This is a genomic window from Streptomyces sp. NPDC057702, assembly GCF_042799315.1.
Lineage (GTDB): Bacteria > Actinomycetota > Actinomycetes > Streptomycetales > Streptomycetaceae > Streptomyces.
Map to the genome: position 1 here is coordinate 19,137 of NZ_JBHVJC010000029.1, position 16,618 is coordinate 35,754.

At 74.4% G+C, this 16,618-nt stretch carries 14 protein-coding genes; 7 read left to right on the plus strand and 7 right to left on the minus strand.

Translation table 11 applies throughout. The features are described 5' to 3' along the window. Positions 1–31: 31 nt before the first annotated feature. The 4 genes from ACFVFR_RS22080 to ACFVFR_RS22095 all read right to left on the minus strand — a co-directional run bounded on the left by ACFVFR_RS22080 (position 32) and on the right by ACFVFR_RS22095 (position 5,829). Positions 32–1,756, minus strand: coding sequence for an ABC transporter substrate-binding protein (locus ACFVFR_RS22080; RefSeq protein WP_383704306.1), 1,725 nt, complete (start codon positions 1,754–1,756; stop codon positions 32–34). 204 nt (positions 1,757–1,960) lie between these two features. Further along, entirely contained in the window at positions 1,961–2,053 is a 93-nt protein-coding gene (locus ACFVFR_RS22085) for an Ms4533A family Cys-rich leader peptide (protein WP_383704308.1), read from the minus strand. A 958-nt stretch (positions 2,054–3,011) separates the two neighbouring features. Next, positions 3,012–4,202, minus strand: coding sequence for a DUF3152 domain-containing protein (locus tag ACFVFR_RS22090; protein WP_383704310.1), 1,191 nt, complete (start codon positions 4,200–4,202; stop codon positions 3,012–3,014). A gap of 568 nt (positions 4,203–4,770) precedes the next feature. Further along, entirely contained in the window at positions 4,771–5,829 is a 1,059-nt protein-coding gene (locus tag ACFVFR_RS22095; protein ID WP_383704312.1) for an alpha/beta fold hydrolase, read from the minus strand. Positions 5,830–6,116: 287 nt separating this feature from the next. Between ACFVFR_RS22095 and ACFVFR_RS22100 the strand changes: the two genes are divergently transcribed. The 4 genes from ACFVFR_RS22100 (at position 6,117) to ACFVFR_RS22115 (ending at position 7,987) form a co-directional block, all read left to right on the plus strand. Next, a complete protein-coding gene (locus ACFVFR_RS22100) occupies positions 6,117–6,356 on the plus strand; it encodes a hypothetical protein (RefSeq protein WP_383704314.1) in 240 nt (79 codons plus the stop codon). 137 nt (positions 6,357–6,493) lie between these two features. Next, positions 6,494–7,147 (plus strand): TetR/AcrR family transcriptional regulator, encoded by a 654-nt coding sequence (locus ACFVFR_RS22105; protein ID WP_383704488.1) that lies wholly within the window; start codon positions 6,494–6,496, stop codon positions 7,145–7,147. 181 nt (positions 7,148–7,328) lie between these two features. Continuing rightward, positions 7,329–7,556: a DUF3107 domain-containing protein gene (locus ACFVFR_RS22110; RefSeq protein ID WP_383704316.1), complete on the plus strand. Its 228-nt coding sequence runs from the start codon at positions 7,329–7,331 to the stop codon at positions 7,554–7,556. 161 nt (positions 7,557–7,717) lie between these two features. Next, entirely contained in the window at positions 7,718–7,987 is a 270-nt protein-coding gene (locus ACFVFR_RS22115) for a hypothetical protein (protein WP_383704318.1), read from the plus strand. Between the two features lie 105 nt (positions 7,988–8,092). Here the strand turns inward: ACFVFR_RS22115 and ACFVFR_RS22120 are convergent, their stop codons facing one another. After that, complete coding sequence (locus tag ACFVFR_RS22120) at positions 8,093–8,848, minus strand: ferritin-like fold-containing protein (RefSeq protein WP_383704320.1); 756 nt, start codon at positions 8,846–8,848, stop codon at positions 8,093–8,095. Positions 8,849–9,322: 474 nt separating this feature from the next. On the opposite strand from ACFVFR_RS22120, the gene ACFVFR_RS22125 reads away from it, so the two are divergent. Further along, positions 9,323–11,062, plus strand: coding sequence for a DEAD/DEAH box helicase (locus tag ACFVFR_RS22125; RefSeq protein WP_383704321.1), 1,740 nt, complete (start codon positions 9,323–9,325; stop codon positions 11,060–11,062). Positions 11,063–12,032: 970 nt separating this feature from the next. Next, entirely contained in the window at positions 12,033–12,959 is a 927-nt protein-coding gene (locus tag ACFVFR_RS22130; protein WP_383704323.1) for an alpha/beta fold hydrolase, read from the plus strand. 328 nt (positions 12,960–13,287) lie between these two features. On the opposite strand, the gene ACFVFR_RS22135 is transcribed toward ACFVFR_RS22130, so the two are convergent. Further along, positions 13,288–14,112, minus strand: a complete 825-nt coding sequence (locus ACFVFR_RS22135; protein ID WP_383704325.1) for a class I SAM-dependent methyltransferase — start codon at positions 14,110–14,112, stop codon at positions 13,288–13,290. Positions 14,113–14,374: 262 nt separating this feature from the next. Between ACFVFR_RS22135 and ACFVFR_RS22140 the strand changes: the two genes are divergently transcribed. Then, positions 14,375–15,412 carry an alcohol dehydrogenase catalytic domain-containing protein gene (locus ACFVFR_RS22140; RefSeq protein WP_383704327.1) on the plus strand — a complete coding sequence of 346 codons (1,038 nt, stop codon included), beginning with the start codon at positions 14,375–14,377 and terminating at the stop codon, positions 15,410–15,412. Positions 15,413–15,516: 104 nt separating this feature from the next. Here the strand turns inward: ACFVFR_RS22140 and ACFVFR_RS22145 are convergent, their stop codons facing one another. Beyond that, entirely contained in the window at positions 15,517–16,443 is a 927-nt protein-coding gene (locus ACFVFR_RS22145) for an NYN domain-containing protein (RefSeq protein WP_383704329.1), read from the minus strand. Positions 16,444–16,618: the final 175 nt, after the last annotated feature.

Below are 16,618 nucleotides of genomic sequence, written 5' to 3' on the forward strand. Positions count from 1 at the left end.
GTGGTCGCGGCGAAGGGGGTACGCACGTGGATCACCGGACCGCGACCTGCGAGACGTCCAGCACACCGGTCCAGTCGCTGATCACGATGTTCTTGACGTCCTTGCCGTACAGGCGCTTGTAGACCGGGTGGAACAGCGGCACCGACAGCGCCTGCTCGCCGATCTTCTTGTCCAGCGCGCCCCACCGCTTGGCCGCGGCCTTCAGGTCGGTCAGCTTGTTGATGGCGTCGATCTCGGCGTTGACGGCCTTGTCGTCGAGCTGCGCGTGGTTGTAGTTGGAGCCGTCCTTGACGATCTGCCGGCCGTCGAAGATCGGCGCCAGGAAGGGGCCGCCGGCGGGCCAGTCGGCGCCCCAGGCGGAGAGGAAGAGCCCGGGCGCGTCCTTCACGCTCTTGGTCTTCTCGCTGTAGTCGTTGTCCTCCAGGCCCTTGAGCTCCAGGGTGATACCGGCCTTCTTCAGCCCCTCCTGGACGGCGGTGGCGACCTCGGGGCTGGTGGCGAAGTCCTTGGCGGTGGAGTGGGCGAGCGTGATCTTCAGCCCGTCCTCGTAACCCGCCTCCTTGAGCAGCTTCCTGGCCTGCTCCGGGTTGCCCGTCTTACCGGCCGGGAAGTGGTCGTAGGGCGTGTAGCCGAAGAACTCGCGCTCGGGCAGGAAGGTGGTGGCGGGCTCCGCGAGGGAGGAGCCGCCCGCGGCGTTGACCACGCTGGTGCGGTTGATGGCGTAGCTGATGGCCTGCCGCACCTTGGGGTTGTCGAACGGCTTGACCTTCGGGTTGAACGCCAGGTAGTTCGTGTAGCCGAAGTGCCCGGTGCCGACCCGCTCGGCGAGCTTCTTGTCGCCGCTGACCTGCGCGAGCTCGGCCGGGCCCAGGTTGGTGTCGGTGGTCACGGCCGCGGCGTCGGGCCCCGAGCCGGTGGACAGCCGCTGGTTGATGACGGCCGAGTCGAGCCCCGCCCTGACGTCCACCCGGTCCGGGTAGGCGTGCCGCTCCTCGTCGGTCTTCTCCGACCAGTGCGGGTTGCGCTCCAGGACCATCTGCTCGCCGTCACCGACGTTCTTGACGACCTTGTACGGACCGGAGGAGATCGGGTGCTTCTCGTACGCCGTGCCCTTGTCCTTGTCCCTGGGCACCGGCGCGAACTGCGTCTGGGTGGCCACGAAGGGGAAGTCGCCCTCGGGCTTGCGCAGGTGGAAGACGATGGTCTTCTCGTCGGGCGTCTCGATCGAGTCGAGGCCCTTCTTGTCCTTGTACGCGCCCTGGTAGGTATCGCCACCGATCAGCCAGTCGCGCAGGTAGGGCGCGCCGCCGGACAGTTCGGCCGCGAACGAGCGCTCGATGCCGTACTTGATGTCCGCCGTGGTGATCTTGGTGCCGTCCTCGTACTTGAGGTCGTCCTTGAGCGTGTACGTCCACACCGTGGCGTTCTTGCTCGGCTTGCCGGTGTCGGTGGCCAGGTCGGGGACGACCTTGGCGCCCTCCGCGCCGTCCTCGCGGTTACGCGTGGTCAGGGTGCGGAAGACGAGGCCGGGGATGTTGCCACCGCCCGAGGTGTACAGCCGGGCCGGGTCGAAGTCCGACTGGGGCTGGGAGTTGAGGATGGTGAGCGTGCCGCCCTTCTGGGGCGCGCTGCCGCTCTCGCTCTTGGAGCCACTGCTGTCACTGTCCTCGGGCCCGCAGGCGGCCACGCCGCCGAGCACTACGAGGCTGACGGCCGCCGCGGCCACGCGGCGGGATATGAGGGGCAGTTGACGCATGACGAGGAAGGCCTTTCGCAGCAGGAGGCATCCGGGGCGCGGGGCGGCGCGGGCGTCGCCGGGCGACGGCCGCACCGCGGTCGGGCGGATGCGGGAGGAGGGGAGGAACGAGGGAGCGGCGCCGAGTTGGCGAGACGCGCGTCTCAGTGCCTGAGCGGGGCGGGCCGGCCAGACGCCCGGGACGGGCGGGCCGACGCGAAGGCCCTATCGACAGTGGATGTCGGCGACGGCGTGTCCGGTCACGCCAATCAGCGCCAGCTCGAAGCTGGCGATCTCGATGGCAGGACGACGCGACATGCGCAGAAGACTGAACGATTTTTCGCCAGGTAGCAAAGATGTCTCACATAAGGAGACGGTGAGTACCGCTATGCGGGCAGCGCCCATCTCAGGCCAACGCCCCCCAACACCCCCGACAACACCACATGTCCACCCTCGAAACCGCCGGCGACCCATACAAAAGCGACATGCGGCTGGTCACGCATCCCCGCGAACGCTCACCCGCACCCCACCCCGACGAGCCCGCACGCTGCCAAGAACAGCCGGTGACGGCGGTCTCACCGCGTGATCGCGGTGCGGCTGCGCCGAGATCGCACCTCTGGTACGCGTATCCCGCCGTCGCATATGGCTGATACTCGCCCTCATGGCGCGCGGGCACCCTAGGGTGCGCGCCCTCGGCTCCGCTGTACCGCCCGGGCCGGCCCGTTCGCCGTGGCACGGGAGCGGCCCGGCCGTGACGGGTGGCGGCGGCTGTGGCGGGTGGCGGCCGTGGCGGGTAGCGGCTGTCGTGGTCGGAGACCGTGACCGGGGCGCGCGACGGGTACGCCCGTGATGCGCGGGGCGCGGGGCGCGCGGCGGCCGTGGCGCGGAACGGTCACGGTCGCGGGGGCCACACGGCTCGCGGTGGCGCCGGCGCGTAGCGACGTGACGCGTGGCGCCCAAGGCTGGTGGCGCGCCAGCAGCGCCACGCGCCACGGCGCGAGACCGCCCACCGTGGCGCGTGGCGGCCGTAGCACGCGGCGGCCGTGACACGCGGAGTGCGGCCGGCGCGGCGTCGCCACCAGCCCGCCGCCCGTGACCGCCGCCCTCGCCGCCCACGTCAGCGCCGTCCCCTCAGCGGCGTCGCCCGCGACCGCGCCCGGGTACGGCGTCGCCACACGGAGCGGACCAGAGCCGACGGGGACCGCCCCGGTCGACCGCGCGCCGACGCCGTACGGCACCGCGCGGGCGCGGGGCGCGTGCCGGGCGCGTGCGGGGGCTACCGGCGCGCCTCGTCCTCCTCGTCCGGGTACGGCCAGGCGTTGACGCGGCAGGTGGCGTTCCCCGTGTGCAGCAGCTTGGTCTGCTGCATCATCACCGGCGCCAGCGCACCGTCCCGGGGGCAGCCCTCGTGGTCGCGCCCGAGGCGGTGGCCCACCTCGTGGTTGATGAGCATCTGCCGGTAGAGCACCGTCTGGTCGTCGCGGAAGGTCTTCGCGCCCTGGGCCCACCGATAGGCGTTGATCATGATGCGTTCGGTGGCCGCCGAGTCGCACGAGACGTTGTCCTGCGTGGTGTCCAGCCCCGACTTGGCGCACCAGGTGGCCGTGGTCCCGGGGCTGGCCAGGCTGATGACGAAGCGCGCGTCGCCGGAGGAGACCCGCTCGAAGGTGCGCTTGCCGCCCCGGCCCCAACTGCGCTCGTCGTTGAGCGTCTTGTGCACCGCCCGCGCGAACAGCTGCGCCTCCAGCGGCAGCCCCCGCTCCACGTCCACCCGGTAGCGCACCACCTCGCCCCGGCCCGGCGCCTTGTCGCGCCCCGGCACAGTGGTGAAGCCGCCCGGCCCCTTCAGCGTGGGACTCAGCGGGTACTTCAGCGCCAGCTTCTCCTCGTACGAGGGCGGGGGCGGCGGCGGGGCCGGTGTGGGCCGGCCGTCCGAACGGGACGCCTCGCCGCCCTCGGCCCGCTCCGTCGCGCCGCTCGACGGCCGCGCCTCGGCGTCCTTCGACTCGGCGGTCACCTGACCGGCCACCACGACCGCGAGCACCGTGGTCACCGCGGCGGCGGCGATCCCGGTGAACGTCCGCCCCCTGCCGCCTGCCGGCCCCGCGCCCCGGCCGCCGCGCACGCGCGCGACCCGGCCCGCGCCCGGCGACACGTCGTCGTCGGCGCGCCCCGCGCCACCGCCCGGGGCCGGCTCCGGCTCCGCGCGCTCGCCGTCGTCCTCGCCCGGCCCCACCGTCCCCGGCGGATCGTCGCCCTCGGAGCTGTCGAACGCCTCCAGGTACTCGCGGCGCGGTCCGGGCAGACCGCCGCGTACCGGCGCGCGCCCCGCACCCGCCCCGCCGGCCTCGGCCTCGCCGTCGGCCGCCCGCCCCTGGGCCGGCCCGCCCAGCGCGCCCCAACCGCCCCCGGCCTCCCGGTGCTCGGGGTGCCCGCCGCGCGCCCGGCCGCCCGGGGCCGTGGGCACCCCGTGCGGCGGCGTGCCGTCCGGGAGGGGAGTGCCGTGCGGCGGGGTGGCGCCGGGGTGGGCCGGGCCCGTCGGACGCGCCCCGCCGACACGCGGTAGGCCACCCGCCGGGGTGCCGTCGGCGTACGGTGCGCCCCGCCCCGGAGCCTCCCGCGCCGGAGGCCGGGAGGTGCCCCGTGTCGGGGCGCCCGGCGCCGTGTCGCGCGGGGCGCCTGACGCGGCGCCGGTATCACGCGGCCGGCCGCCACGGGACGGGCTGCCGCCCGAGGGGCCGCCGGGTAGCGGGGTGCCGTGCGCGGGTGTGGGCGGGCCGGCGGGGTTGTCGCCAAGCGGGCCGTGCCCCCCGAAAGAGGGCACCCCGCGCGCCGGCGTGTCCCCGGGGTGGGGCATCGCGCGCGAGGCCGCGCCACCACCGGTCTGGCCGGGTGGCGCGGGCGCCTGGTCGGAGGCCGGAAACGTCTCGGCGCTCTCCGCCGGCGCCCGCTGGGCGGGGGGTGCGGGGCGCGGGGCGGGGGTGCCGGAGCCGCCGGAGCGTCCGTCGCGCGATCGCGGGCCGCGCGCGCTGTGCCTACCCACGCGCGGCAGCGCCCCGCTCCGCGTCGGGCGCGCCCGATCGCACCGGGCGCCACGCCTCGGCGCCCTCGGCTTCGACAGACTCCACGGGCTCCACCTTTGCGCGCAGTTCCAGGTCGTTGAGCAGTTCACGGAAGGCCCGCGCCACCACTTCGGGGTACTCCATCATCGCCACGTGACCCGCGTCGAGAAGCGTCAGCAGGCGGGCGTCCCGGAAGGCGGCCTTGCTCCGCCGGGCCGTCCGGAGCGAGACGAGCTGGTCCCGCAGTCCGTAGACCAGCAGCGTCGGCGCCAGCACCCGCTCGGCCTGCCGCCACAGCGAGTGCTGGCCGCCCAGGGTGTAGGAGTCGACGACGCCGCGCGCCGAGTGCGTGAGCACGTCCCAGAAGTACGGCAGCGCCAGCCGCCGCTCGAACTCGGCCACGGCGGTGGCCAGGTGTCGCGGATCGACCCGCAGCGGATCGCCGTAACACAGCGCCAGCAGCTCCAGGGTGCGCCGCTCGGCCGTCCAGTCCCTGGTCAGCCGGCGAAAGAGCCGGGTGACGCCCGGGACGGCCAGCAGGGCGGTGGGCAGCGCGGTCCGCTGGGGCGGCACCTCGGGCAGCGCGGGCGAGACGAGGGTGACCGTACGCACCAGGTCGGGCCGTACGGCGGCGACGCGGGTGACGACGGCGCCACCCATCGAGTTGCCGAACAGGTGGACCGGGCCACGGCCGCCGGCCTCGAGGAGACGGGTCACGGCCCGGGTGTGGCTCGCCAGCGAGTAGTCGCCGCCGCCCGGCGGCGGCGAGAAGCCGAACCCGGGCAGGTCGACGGCCTCGCCGTCCACCACGTCGGCCAACTCGGCCATCAGCAACGACCAGTTGTCGGACGCGCCGCCCAGGCCGTGGACGTACAACGCGGGGGGCAGTCCCGCACGGGTCGGCGGTCGGGACCGCACCGCCAGCGCGTACCCCTCAAGCCGCACCTCGCGCAGCCGCTCCCCCGCCCCGACCGGCTCGCCGGGCACCGAGGAGGGCACGCCGCGCGGATCGGGCAGGTCGGTGGATGACATAGGCCAATGTTACGAGACGATCACGTGCCACGTTCGTGTGTTCGCCATCACGGGTACGGCTCACCGCGTCCACGGCCGTTTCCCCGTGTCTTCCGCTTGGCTCCCGCGCGCCCGACCCGCCCCACGCGCCCCGCGAACCGGCGAGGTCAGCGGCGTCCGCGCGCGTCGGCCACCTCCCGCGCGCCCCGCCCCGGCGCCGGCGGTCCGCGCGCTCTCAGCGCATAGCGCGCGAAGACGACCCCTCGTAGGCTCGTATAGAGGGCGCTCGCCCTGGAAAGGGGAGCCGTATGCCCACTGAACCCATCGGTCCGACCGATCCCCCCACCTTCCCCGACGACGAGCCCACCGAGGACGCCGGCGACGACCGGAGCGTCGAGACCCCCGAGGCCGACAGCGTCGAGCAGCGCGCCGACCTCGCGCCCGCCGAGGACGAGCGACCCATCGACCTCGACCCGACGGCGGCCAACCCCGCCGACGTCGCCGAGCAGCATCGGATCGTGGCGACCGACGAGGAGGACTATCGATGAACCACCCCTTTTGTCGGCTTCCCCCCGTGTCCGGTCCGTGAAATTCTCCGCACGGGCCGCGCGCGCCTCGGTTACCCAAAAGTACGATGGCGGGCGCGGTGAACACCGTGCACGGAACGACCCACCTGGGAGGCGGCGTGACAGCCATCGAGCAGACCGAGGCGCGCCCGCGAGGCACGCGCCTGCCGCGCCGGGCTCGACGTAACCAGCTCCTGGGCGCCGCCCAGGAGGTCTTCGTCGCGCAGGGCTACCACGCGGCGGCGATGGACGACATCGCCGAGCGCGCCGGGGTCAGCAAGCCGGTGCTCTACCAGCACTTCCCCGGCAAACTCGACCTCTACCTGGCGCTGCTGGACCAGCACTGCGAGGCCCTGCTCCAGTCGGTGCGTACGGCGCTCGCCTCGACGACCGACAACAAGCTGCGCGTCACGGCGACGATGGACGCCTACTTCGCCTACGTCGAAGCCGAGGGCGGCGCCTTCCGGCTGGTCTTCGAGTCCGACCTGACCAACGAGCCCGCCGTGCGCGAGCGCGTGGACCGGGTCTCGCTCCAGTGCGCCGAGGCGATCTCCGAGGTGATCTCCGAGGACACCGGGCTGCCGGCCGAGGAGTCCATGCTGCTGGCCGTCGCGCTCGGCGGCGTCTCGCAGGTCGTCGCGCGGTACTGGCTCTCCAGCCAGAGTGACATCCCGCGCGATCGCGCGGTGCGACTCGTCACGTCCCTGGCGTGGCGGGGCATCGCGGGCTTTCCGCTGCACGGCACGGACGGCGCGATCCCCGAGGCGGACTGACCCGCGCCGGCGGGCGGGCGCCCACCGGCCGACGCCGGCGCACCCCCCACACGGCGATGATCGCCCCCGACCCCCCGAACGCGCCGCGCGATGGGGCTAATGTGTCCGTACGGCGCGGGAACCGCGCACCTTCCCTGGCCCGGTGGCCAGGGGAAACCCGGACCGTCGGAGGGACATGGCCGTGGAGGTCAAGATCGGCGTGCAGCACGCGCCTCGCGAGATCGTCGTCGAGAGCGCGCAGTCTGCCGAGGAGGTGGAGCGCGCCGTTGCGGACGCGCTCGGCGGCAAGGCGCAGTTGCTGAGCCTGGTGGACGAGCACGGTCGCAAGGTCCTGATTCCGGCCGACCGGCTCGCCTACGTCGAGATCGGTGAGCCGTCGGCCCGCAAGGTCGGTTTCAGCGCGCTCTGAGCCGTACGACGGCACTCGCAGCACCACGACGGCGGGGTCGGTGGATTCAGTCCACCGACCCCGCCGTCGATGTGTCGACAAAGATTGCCTTCACCGCGTGCGGGGTAGTACCGGCTACGACCGATTTGCGACTGCTCACGACTCGCGCGGGAGGAAAGCTCATGATCCTGGAAGCGCTCGGTTCGGTACTGATCGGCCTCGCCGTCGCCGTCGCGGCGCTCCGCTGGTTGCCGCGGCAACTGCCGGCGACCCCCCTCGTGCTCGCCACCGGCCCCGGCGCCGCGCTTTTCGGCGCCCTGCTCGGCCACTCGGTGCTCGGCGGCGGTCACTCCACGGCGACCCTGGCCGCCGCTCTGATCATGGCCGTCGCCCTGCTGTCCCTGCTCGTCCGCCGCCCCGGCGGACGGCTGACCCGCTCCGCGGCGATCTGAGACCGTTCTCCCCATCGCGACGCCCCGGCCGTCCCGGCCGGGGCGCGCTGCTGTCGCGTGCCGGTGACCCGGGCCGGTGGCTGGCGCCGCCCGGCCCGGCCGCCGCTAGGCCGCCAGGCCCAGGGCCGCCATCCGCTTGGTGTGCGCCTCGGTGATCCGCGAGAACATCCGGCCGACCTCGGCCAGGTCGAAGCCGTCGGCCACGCCGCCCACCAGCATCGTGGAGAGCGCGTCACGGTCGGCGACCACGCGCTGGGCCTGCGAGAGCGCCTCACCCATGAGCCGGCGCGCCCACAGCGCGAGCCGCCCGCCCACCCGTGGGTCGGCCTCGATCGCGGCACGCACCTTCTCCACCGCGAAGGAGGCGTGCCCGGTGTCGTCGAGCACCTGGAGCACCAGGGCCCGGGTGTCGGTGTCGAGCCGGGCGGCCACCTCGCGGTAGAAGTCGCTGGCGATCGAGTCGCCGACGTACGCCTTGACCAGGCCCTCCAGCCAGTCCGACGGTGCCGTCTGGCGGTGGAACTCGTCCAGCGCGGCGGCGAAGGGCTCCATGGCCTCGTTCGGCTCGGCCTCGATGGCCGCGATCCGGTCCCGCAGCCGCTCGAAGTGGTGGAACTCGGCCGACGCCATCTTCGCCAGCTCCGCCTTGTCGTCGATGGTCGGCGCGAGCTTGGCGTCCTCCGCGAGCCGCTCGAAGGCCGCGAGCTCGCCGTAGGCCAGGGCGCCGAGCAGGTCGATGACCGCGGCCCGGTACTGCGGTTCCGTGGATGCCCGGGTCCAGTCCTGGGCGGCGATCCCGGTGCTCTCGCGCGGGGCGTCGGGCGTGCTGTCAGCGGCGTTGGGCGTCTCCATGACGCGCACAATAGTCCGCCCGGGCGCGCGCGGAAGTCCCCGGCCGGCCCTGGCGGCCCGGGTGCGGTGGAGTGTGTTCATCGTCGCACTCAAACAAGCCTCCGGATGGAGCGCCGTATCCGGGGTACAGTGGTAAGGAGCCCGCCCCTTATCGGCGGGTCGTTCCACGCATGCGGATGCCCGGTCGGTGGCCCGATCGGCTCCAAATCGACCGCCCTCCACGCGGTGCGTATGAGACATACGCGCGGCGAGAGGGAACCGCTCGCGGTGTGCGCGCCTGAGCGGAGGCAGTGGTCCCGCGCCATCCGGCCCGTCCCCGGTCGGCACAAGTACCCGGTGCGGTACGACCCCCTTCGCCGCCTCGCGCCGCGTCTCACAGAAGAGGCAAGCATCCTGTCTACGTTTCGAGAGCTCGGGATTTTCCCCGAGACCGCCGAGGCCCTGGAGGCCGTCGGCATCACGTCCCCCTTCCCCATCCAGGAGATGACGCTCCCGGTGGCCCTCTCGGGCACCGACGTCATCGGTCAGGCCAAGACCGGCACCGGCAAGACGCTCGGGTTCGGCCTGCCCCTGTTGGAGCGGGTCACCGTCCCCGCTGACGTCGAGGCCGGTCGGGCCACGCCCGAGCAGCTTTCCGACGCCCCGCAGGCACTCGTGGTCGTCCCCACCCGCGAGCTGTGCCAACAGGTCACCAACGACCTGCTGACCGCCGGCAAGGTGCGCAACGTGCGCGTCCTGTCGATCTACGGCGGCCGGGCCTACGAGCCCCAGGTCGAGGCCCTCAGGAAGGGCGTCGACGTGATCGTCGGCACCCCGGGCCGTCTGCTGGACCTCGCCGGCCAGAAGAAGCTGAACCTCTCCAAGATCCGTGGACTCGTCCTCGACGAGGCCGACGAGATGCTGGACCTCGGCTTCCTGCCCGACGTCGAGAAGATCATCCAGCTCCTGCCGGCGCGTCGGCAGACCATGCTGTTCTCGGCGACCATGCCGGGCGCGGTCATCTCCCTCGCGCGCCGCTACATGTCGCAGCCCACGCACATCCGCGCCACCGCGCCGGACGACGAGGGCCAGACGGTCGCCAACATCACCCAGCACATCTTCCGCGCCCACTCCATGGACAAGCCGGAACTGGTCTCGCGCATCCTGCAGGCCGACGGCCGTGGGCTCGCGATGATCTTCTGCCGTACCAAGCGCACCGCCGCCGACATCGCCGAGCAGCTCGCGCGCCGGGGCTTCGCCTCCGGCGCGGTCCACGGCGACCTCGGCCAGGGCGCGCGCGAGCAGGCGCTGCGCGCCTTCCGCAACGGCAAGGTCGACGTCCTGGTCTGCACCGACGTCGCGGCCCGGGGCATCGATGTCGAGGGCGTGACCCACGTCATCAACTACCAGTCCCCCGAGGACGAGAAGACCTACCTGCACCGCATCGGCCGCACCGGCCGCGCGGGCAACTCCGGCACCGCGATCACCCTGGTGGACTGGGACGACATCCCTCGCTGGAAGCTGATCAACAAGGCGCTCGACCTGCCGTTCGACGAGCCGGAGGAGACGTACTCCACCTCCGCCCACCTCTACGAGCTGCTGTCCATCCCGGCCGGCACCAAGGGCATACTGCCGCGAGCCGAGCGCACCCGGGCCGGGCTCGCCGCCGAGGAGATCGAGGACCTCGGCGAGACCGGCGGCCGGGGTGGTCGGAGCCGCAAGGCCGCCGCCGCCCCGCCGCAGGAGCGCGAGCGCCCGGCGCGCACCCGCACGCCGCGCCAACGTCGCCGCACCCGTGGCGGTCTCACCCTGGAGGGCGGGGGCGACGCGGAGGCCACCGCGAGCCAGCACGTCGAGGGCAAGGCCACCGACGCGCTGGACACCGCCGACGGCACCGCCGCCAGCACCGAACCGACCGCGGCCCGCCAGCCGCGCCGCCGCCGGCGTACCCGTGGCTCGGCCACCGAGGTCAAGGGCGCCGCTCCGGTGACGGACGGCGCGGTCGAGGCCACGGCGACCGTGGTGGCCGGCGCGGACGCCGAGGCGCCCGCGCCCGTCAAGCGGTCGCGCCCGGCGCGCAAGTCCACCAAGCCCGCCACGGCACAGGCCACCGAGACGCCCGTCGCCGCCGAGAGTGCCACGGAGAGTGGTGGTACCGAGGCCGGCGAGGCCACGGCCAAGCCGCGCCGCCGCCGCACCCGCAGCCGCGCCACCGCCAGCTCCGAGGCCACTCAGGAGAGCTGATCCGGGCGGCATCCCCGCACGGCACCAAGGCCGAGGGCCCGACGACGCACCCAGCGTCCCGGGCCCTCGGCCTTTCCCCGCGCCAGCGCCGGGCGCGCCGACGCCAGCCGCGCCAGCACCCGCGCGTACGCCGCCGGAACCCGCCCGTACGCCTGCCGGGCCGGCCCCCGGCACGTCGCTCGTGCCGGGGGCACGCATGGGGCGGTCGGGGGCGCCGCCGCGAAATCCGGTGACCCGCCCCACGCCGGGCCTGCGCACGGGGCGTGTCACCTCGCCCGCGCCGGCGCCGGTGCACCCGCCGAGCGGAGCCCGGGCCGGCCTCGGCGATCATGCCGACCACGTCCGCCACCCGCCTCGGGGCGACCGTCTCGCCCATCCGGCGGCTCCGGCCGCCGGTAGCCCCCCGCGCCGGCCCCGCCCCACCCGCGCCGCCGGCCACCACCTCGCCCACGCCGCCCGCGTCACCCGCAGCCCCCTGGTCACCCACCCCTCGCCCACGCCGACCGCAGCCTCCCCAGTCACCCGCCTCGCCCGCGCCCACCGCGTCGCCCGCACTACCCGCTGCCCGTACGCGGCCGCGCCGGGCACATCGGAGCCGGCTCGGAACGTTCGCGCGCGCTCGGTGCCGGTCGCGGGGCGGGCCGTGCGCTGCCCACGCGTCGGGCGCGCGCCGCGCGGCGGCCCCGGCGTGCGCCGGAACGCGGCCGGCGCCGGTCCGCGGCGCGCTTCGCGCTGGGCCCGAGCGGCCCTGGGCGCTGCCGGGCGTACGCGGGCGCGGTCCTGGACCGGTCGCGCCCCGTCGGCGTGCCCGCCACCCCGGCCGCTCGCCCTCTCCGACGTGCTCGCCAGCGTGCTCGCCGGGCGGCGGCGGGGAACGTCGGGGGCCCGGTCGCCTGCCGGGGGCGGAACGTCTGGCGACGAACCGGCCGCCCGCCACCGCGCGCCTGGCCGCCGGGTTAGCCTCGGTCGCATGAGCAGGCCGCCCCATCTCACGCTCCCGCCGCACGCCCGCGCGTACGCCCTGCGTACCGAGCGTGGCGCCTTCGCCGTGCACGACGCGTCGCCCGCCGGGCCGCCGACCGGGACCGCGCTGCTCGTGCCGGGCTTCACCGGCAGCAAGGAGGACTTCATCACGCTGCTCGAACCGCTGGCGACGGCCGGGTTCCGGGTGGTGGCCGTGGACGGGCGGGGACAGTACGAGAGCGACGGCCCGGCCGACGTCTCGGCGTACGCGCGGGCGGAGTTGGCCCGGGACGTGCTGGCGCAGGCCGTGGCGGTCGGCGCGGGCGGCCCCGTGCACCTGCTCGGCCACTCGCTGGGCGGTCTGGTCGCCCGCTCCGCCGTGCTGCGCGACGCCGCGCCGTTCGCCTCGCTCACGCTGATGAGCGCGGGCCCGGGCCCGGTCGCCGAGGCGCAGCGGGCCCGGCTCACCCTGCTGACCGAGGCGCTCGCGACGCTCGACATGGAGCAGGTGTGGCAGGCGATGCGCCAGCTCGACCCCCCGGAGGCCGCCGGCGAGGCCGAGCCCGTGGCCGTACGGGAGTTCCTCCACCGGCGCTGGATGGACACGCGGCCCGAGCAACTGGTGGCTACCGCACGGCAGTTGATGGACGAGGAGGATCGCGTGGCGGAGCTGGCGGAGTTGGCGCTGCCGGTACACGTGATCTCCGGCGCCGTCGACTACGCGTGGCCGGTGCCGCGGCTGGACGCGATGGCGACGCGGCTCGGGGCGCACCGCTCCGTCATCGCGGGCGCGGAGCACTCCCCCGCGGTGGACCGGCCGGTCGAGACCGCACGCGCCCTGGCGGCCTTCTGGCACACGGCGACCCCGGCGCCGCCCACGCGCGCCCGGGGCGGCGCCCACCCCGCGAGCGAGGGCGTGCGCGGGCGCGGCTGACCCGGGCGAGCGGGGCCGCTCACCTCGGCTCCGCCGCCCCGAGCCCGCCCGGACCCGCCCGCGCCCGGCCGAAGGGCCACGGCCAGGTCGAAGGCCGCGCCAGGCCCCACGCCTCGACCGCAGGACGAGGTCGACCGCCCGAGGCCGACCCCCGGCTCCCCGGCCCGGACGCGCGCGCCCGCGCGCGAAGCGCCGCGCGGCCCCGCCCACGGCCACGACCTGGGCGGACGGCGCGCACCTCGACGGAGCAGCGCCCTCAGCCGTACTCCCCGAGCGGGAGCGGCGCCCTCGGCCCGAGCGGCCGGGGCGCGACGCCCGGGCCCGGCGGCTACGGCCGTGGGAGCGTGCGCGAGACCCGCAGCTCCGTCAGGTACCGCTTGGTGATCCGGCCCGCGTGTCGCTCGTCGATGAGCCCGGCGACGCACTCCAGCAGGCCCTTCCTGGGCTTTGGCGGCAGCGCCCGATGGCCGGAGTACGTCAGGAGCAGTGCCACGTACTCCGCCGTCGTGTACGTCGCCTCCCACTCGTACCGCCGGAAGGTCACGGCGCCGAACCGTCCGTCGCGCGCGACCTCGGCCGCGTGGTCCGAGGTGTCGACGTCCCGCGCGGCCGGCGGTCGCAGCCCGACCGGGGTGGCCGGATCGAATCGCTCGTAGCAGTCCTGGACCCGGGTGAAGAACTCCTGGCTGCCACCGGCCACGTGCTGGGTGGCGACCACCGCGAGGGCCCCGCCGGGGCGGAGCGCGTCCGCGACGCGGGCCATCCGCACGGCCGGGTCGAGCCAGTGGAAGGCCGTCGCGCAGACGACGGCGTCGAACGGTTCGGCCGGCAGCGGCCAGGTCTCGAAATCGGCCACCAGGACCTCCGCCGCCGCGTACCCGGCCAGGTTGCGCCGGGCGACGGCGGCCATGCTCGCACCCTGTTCGACGGCGGTGATCCGACAGCCGCGCTCGGCGAGCGGCACGGTGGCCTGACCGGTGCCCGGCCCCACCTCGAGGACCCGGCACCCAGGGCCGGTTCCGGCCAACTCGGCCAGGTCGTCGAAGAGTTGTGGCGGGTACCCGGGGCGAGCCCTGTCGTAGAGTTCCGCGTCCTCGTCGAAGGTGCGGCCAAGGCGCACGCGCCGTTGGTCGTCGGGGGTGTCATCGCGCATGGCGGCACACTAGGGGTCCGCCGCGCGCCGGCGCCCGGCAGCGCGGCGGCGGCCCCGGCGGGCAGGGGCCGCAACGAACGGGTCCGATCCGATATTCCCGCTCTGACCAGCGGAAATCCGTCGCGCCCGGCGTCTGACCGCAGCGGTTGCGGTCTGCGGTCCCGTCGGGTCACGCTTCATGACGTTCCGTGTCCACGGGGCCACTGGACGGCAGGCGGGCCTCGTCGTTCCTGGTCACCCGGCAGAAAGCGAGATGTCACCCATGCGGGCAGCGTTCATGTACGAGGCCGGCGACGTGCGCGTCCAGGACGCGCCGGACCCGGTCATCGAGGAGCCGACCGACGCGGTGGTACGCATCCTGCGCTCCTGCGTGTGCGGCACGGACCTGCACCCCTTCCACACGATGTCCGCCGCCGAGGGGCCGCGCCCGATGGGGCACGAGCTCATCGGCGTCGTCGAGGAGCTCGGCTCCGAGGTCTCCGGGTTCAGCCGGGGCGACCTGGTGGTCTCGCCGTTCTACTTCGCGGACAACACCTGCGAGTACTGCCGGGCGGGCCTGCACACAGCCTGTCCCCGGGGCGGCTGGTACAGCGCGGACGGCATCGGCGGCGCGCAGGCCGAGGCCGCGCGCGTGCCGCAGGCCCAGGGCACCCTGGTGAAGCTGCCGGCCGACGTGGACGACGCGCTGCTGCCCTCGCTGCTGACCCTCGCCGACGTCTACGGCACCGGCCACCACGCCGCCCAGCTGGCCGGCGTACGCCCCGGCGACTCGGTCACCGTGATCGGTGACGGCGCGGTCGGCCTGCTCGCCGTCCTGTCGGCCCGGCAACTCGGCGCGGAGCAGATCATCCTGATGGGCCGCCACCGGGACCGCACCGACCTGGGCCGCTTCTTCGGCGCCACCGACGTCGTCCCCGAGCGCGGCGACGAGGGCATCTCCCGGGTCCGCGAGCTGACCGGCGGCCACGGCACCCGCGCCGTGCTGGAGGCCGTGGGCCAGCTGTCGGCGTACGAGATGGCCGTGGGCTCCGTACGCGCCGGTGGCGTGATCAGTCGGGTCGGCGTGCCGCAGTACGAGGAGGCGCCGATCGGCTTCGGGAGCGTGTTCGGGTCGAGCATCACGCTGACCGGCGGGCCGGCGCCGGTGCGCGCCTATGTCGACGCGCTGCTGCCCGGTGTGCTGGACGGCTCGGTCGATCCCGGCCGCGTCTTCGATCGCACCCTCTCGCTGGAGGAGACGCCCGAGGGGTACCGGGCGATGGACCAGCGCGAGTCGCTCAAGGTGATGATCGCGCTCTGAGCCGCCCGCCGTGGGACCCGGTCCGCGAGGGGCCCGACCGCCCGGGGCGCGCGGGCGGTCGGGCGCCTGGCCACCCGGTGCGGCCCGGCGCCCCCGCGCGAGGCTCAGTACTGCGCCTGAAGGTGGTCCCAGAACCCGTCCCGTACGGCCCGCCGCAGGTCGGAGTGGGCCCGCAGGGAGAGCTGGAGCAGCGACTCGGCCTCGATGAGCAGCTCCTGGTCCACCGAGCCCGGCAGATAGGGGTGGCCCGGCAGCAGGTCGGCGAGCGCCCCCCGGCCACGGCTGGCCAGCCACTGGGCGGCGACCTGGGCTCCGACGAAGCGCACGTCGTCGCGGCTGGGCAGGTGCCCGGGGCCGGCCTCGCCGGTCAGTTCCGCGACCACGGTCCGGCGTGTGACGTACGGCTTGCAGAAGTCGAGGTCGAACGTGCGCTGGCTGTCGACCTCCCACAGCAGCGGTTCGGCCTGGTTACGCCCGCTGGCCGCCTCGATGCCCCACAGGTGCACGCGCGCCCCGTACCCCTGGGCGGCCTCGACCGCCGAGACCAGGTCCTCGTCGCCACCGACGAGGACCGCGTCCCCGATCGCCCGGTGTCGGGCCAGGGACTCCAGGTCGGTGCGGATCAGCGAGTCGACGCCCTTTTGCTGGTTGTTGGCGTTCAGGTTGCCGAGTCTGACCTTGACGTCGGGCAGCTCGGCGATGCGCTGCTGCTCGGTGGTGTGGATGCGCCGGCGCGCGCCGTCGTACCAGTAGACCCGCAGCAGCCTGCTGTCCGGGAAGATCGTGCGGGCCCGGTCGATGTACGCCTCGATGAGCCCCTCGGTGTCCAGCTCGAAGGCGCGGCGGTCCTCGGTGCCGGTGACCAGGCGGCCGGCCGCCGCGTACACGTAGCCCGCGTCGACGAAGATCGCATGGGTGGAGGGCGTCGTCGCGACCTCGGCGAGCACGCGTTGGAGCAGCTCGTTGGTGCGCTCGATGCCGGCGGCGATCACGTTCAGGTCGACCCCGCCGGGGGGTTCGACGTCATGCATGGTGGCCTCGGTTTCCGGGCCGTGACACAGCGAACACAACCATTGCTGTTACCTGCCAGTGATTAGCATGTCGAAAAATTTCTTTAGCGTAGGGAATGTTTGCTTCGGGCAACTCGTTGTCCCCCATGGAACGCGTCGCGAAGTGGCGGCGCGTCCGACTACTCACAGTTCTCCT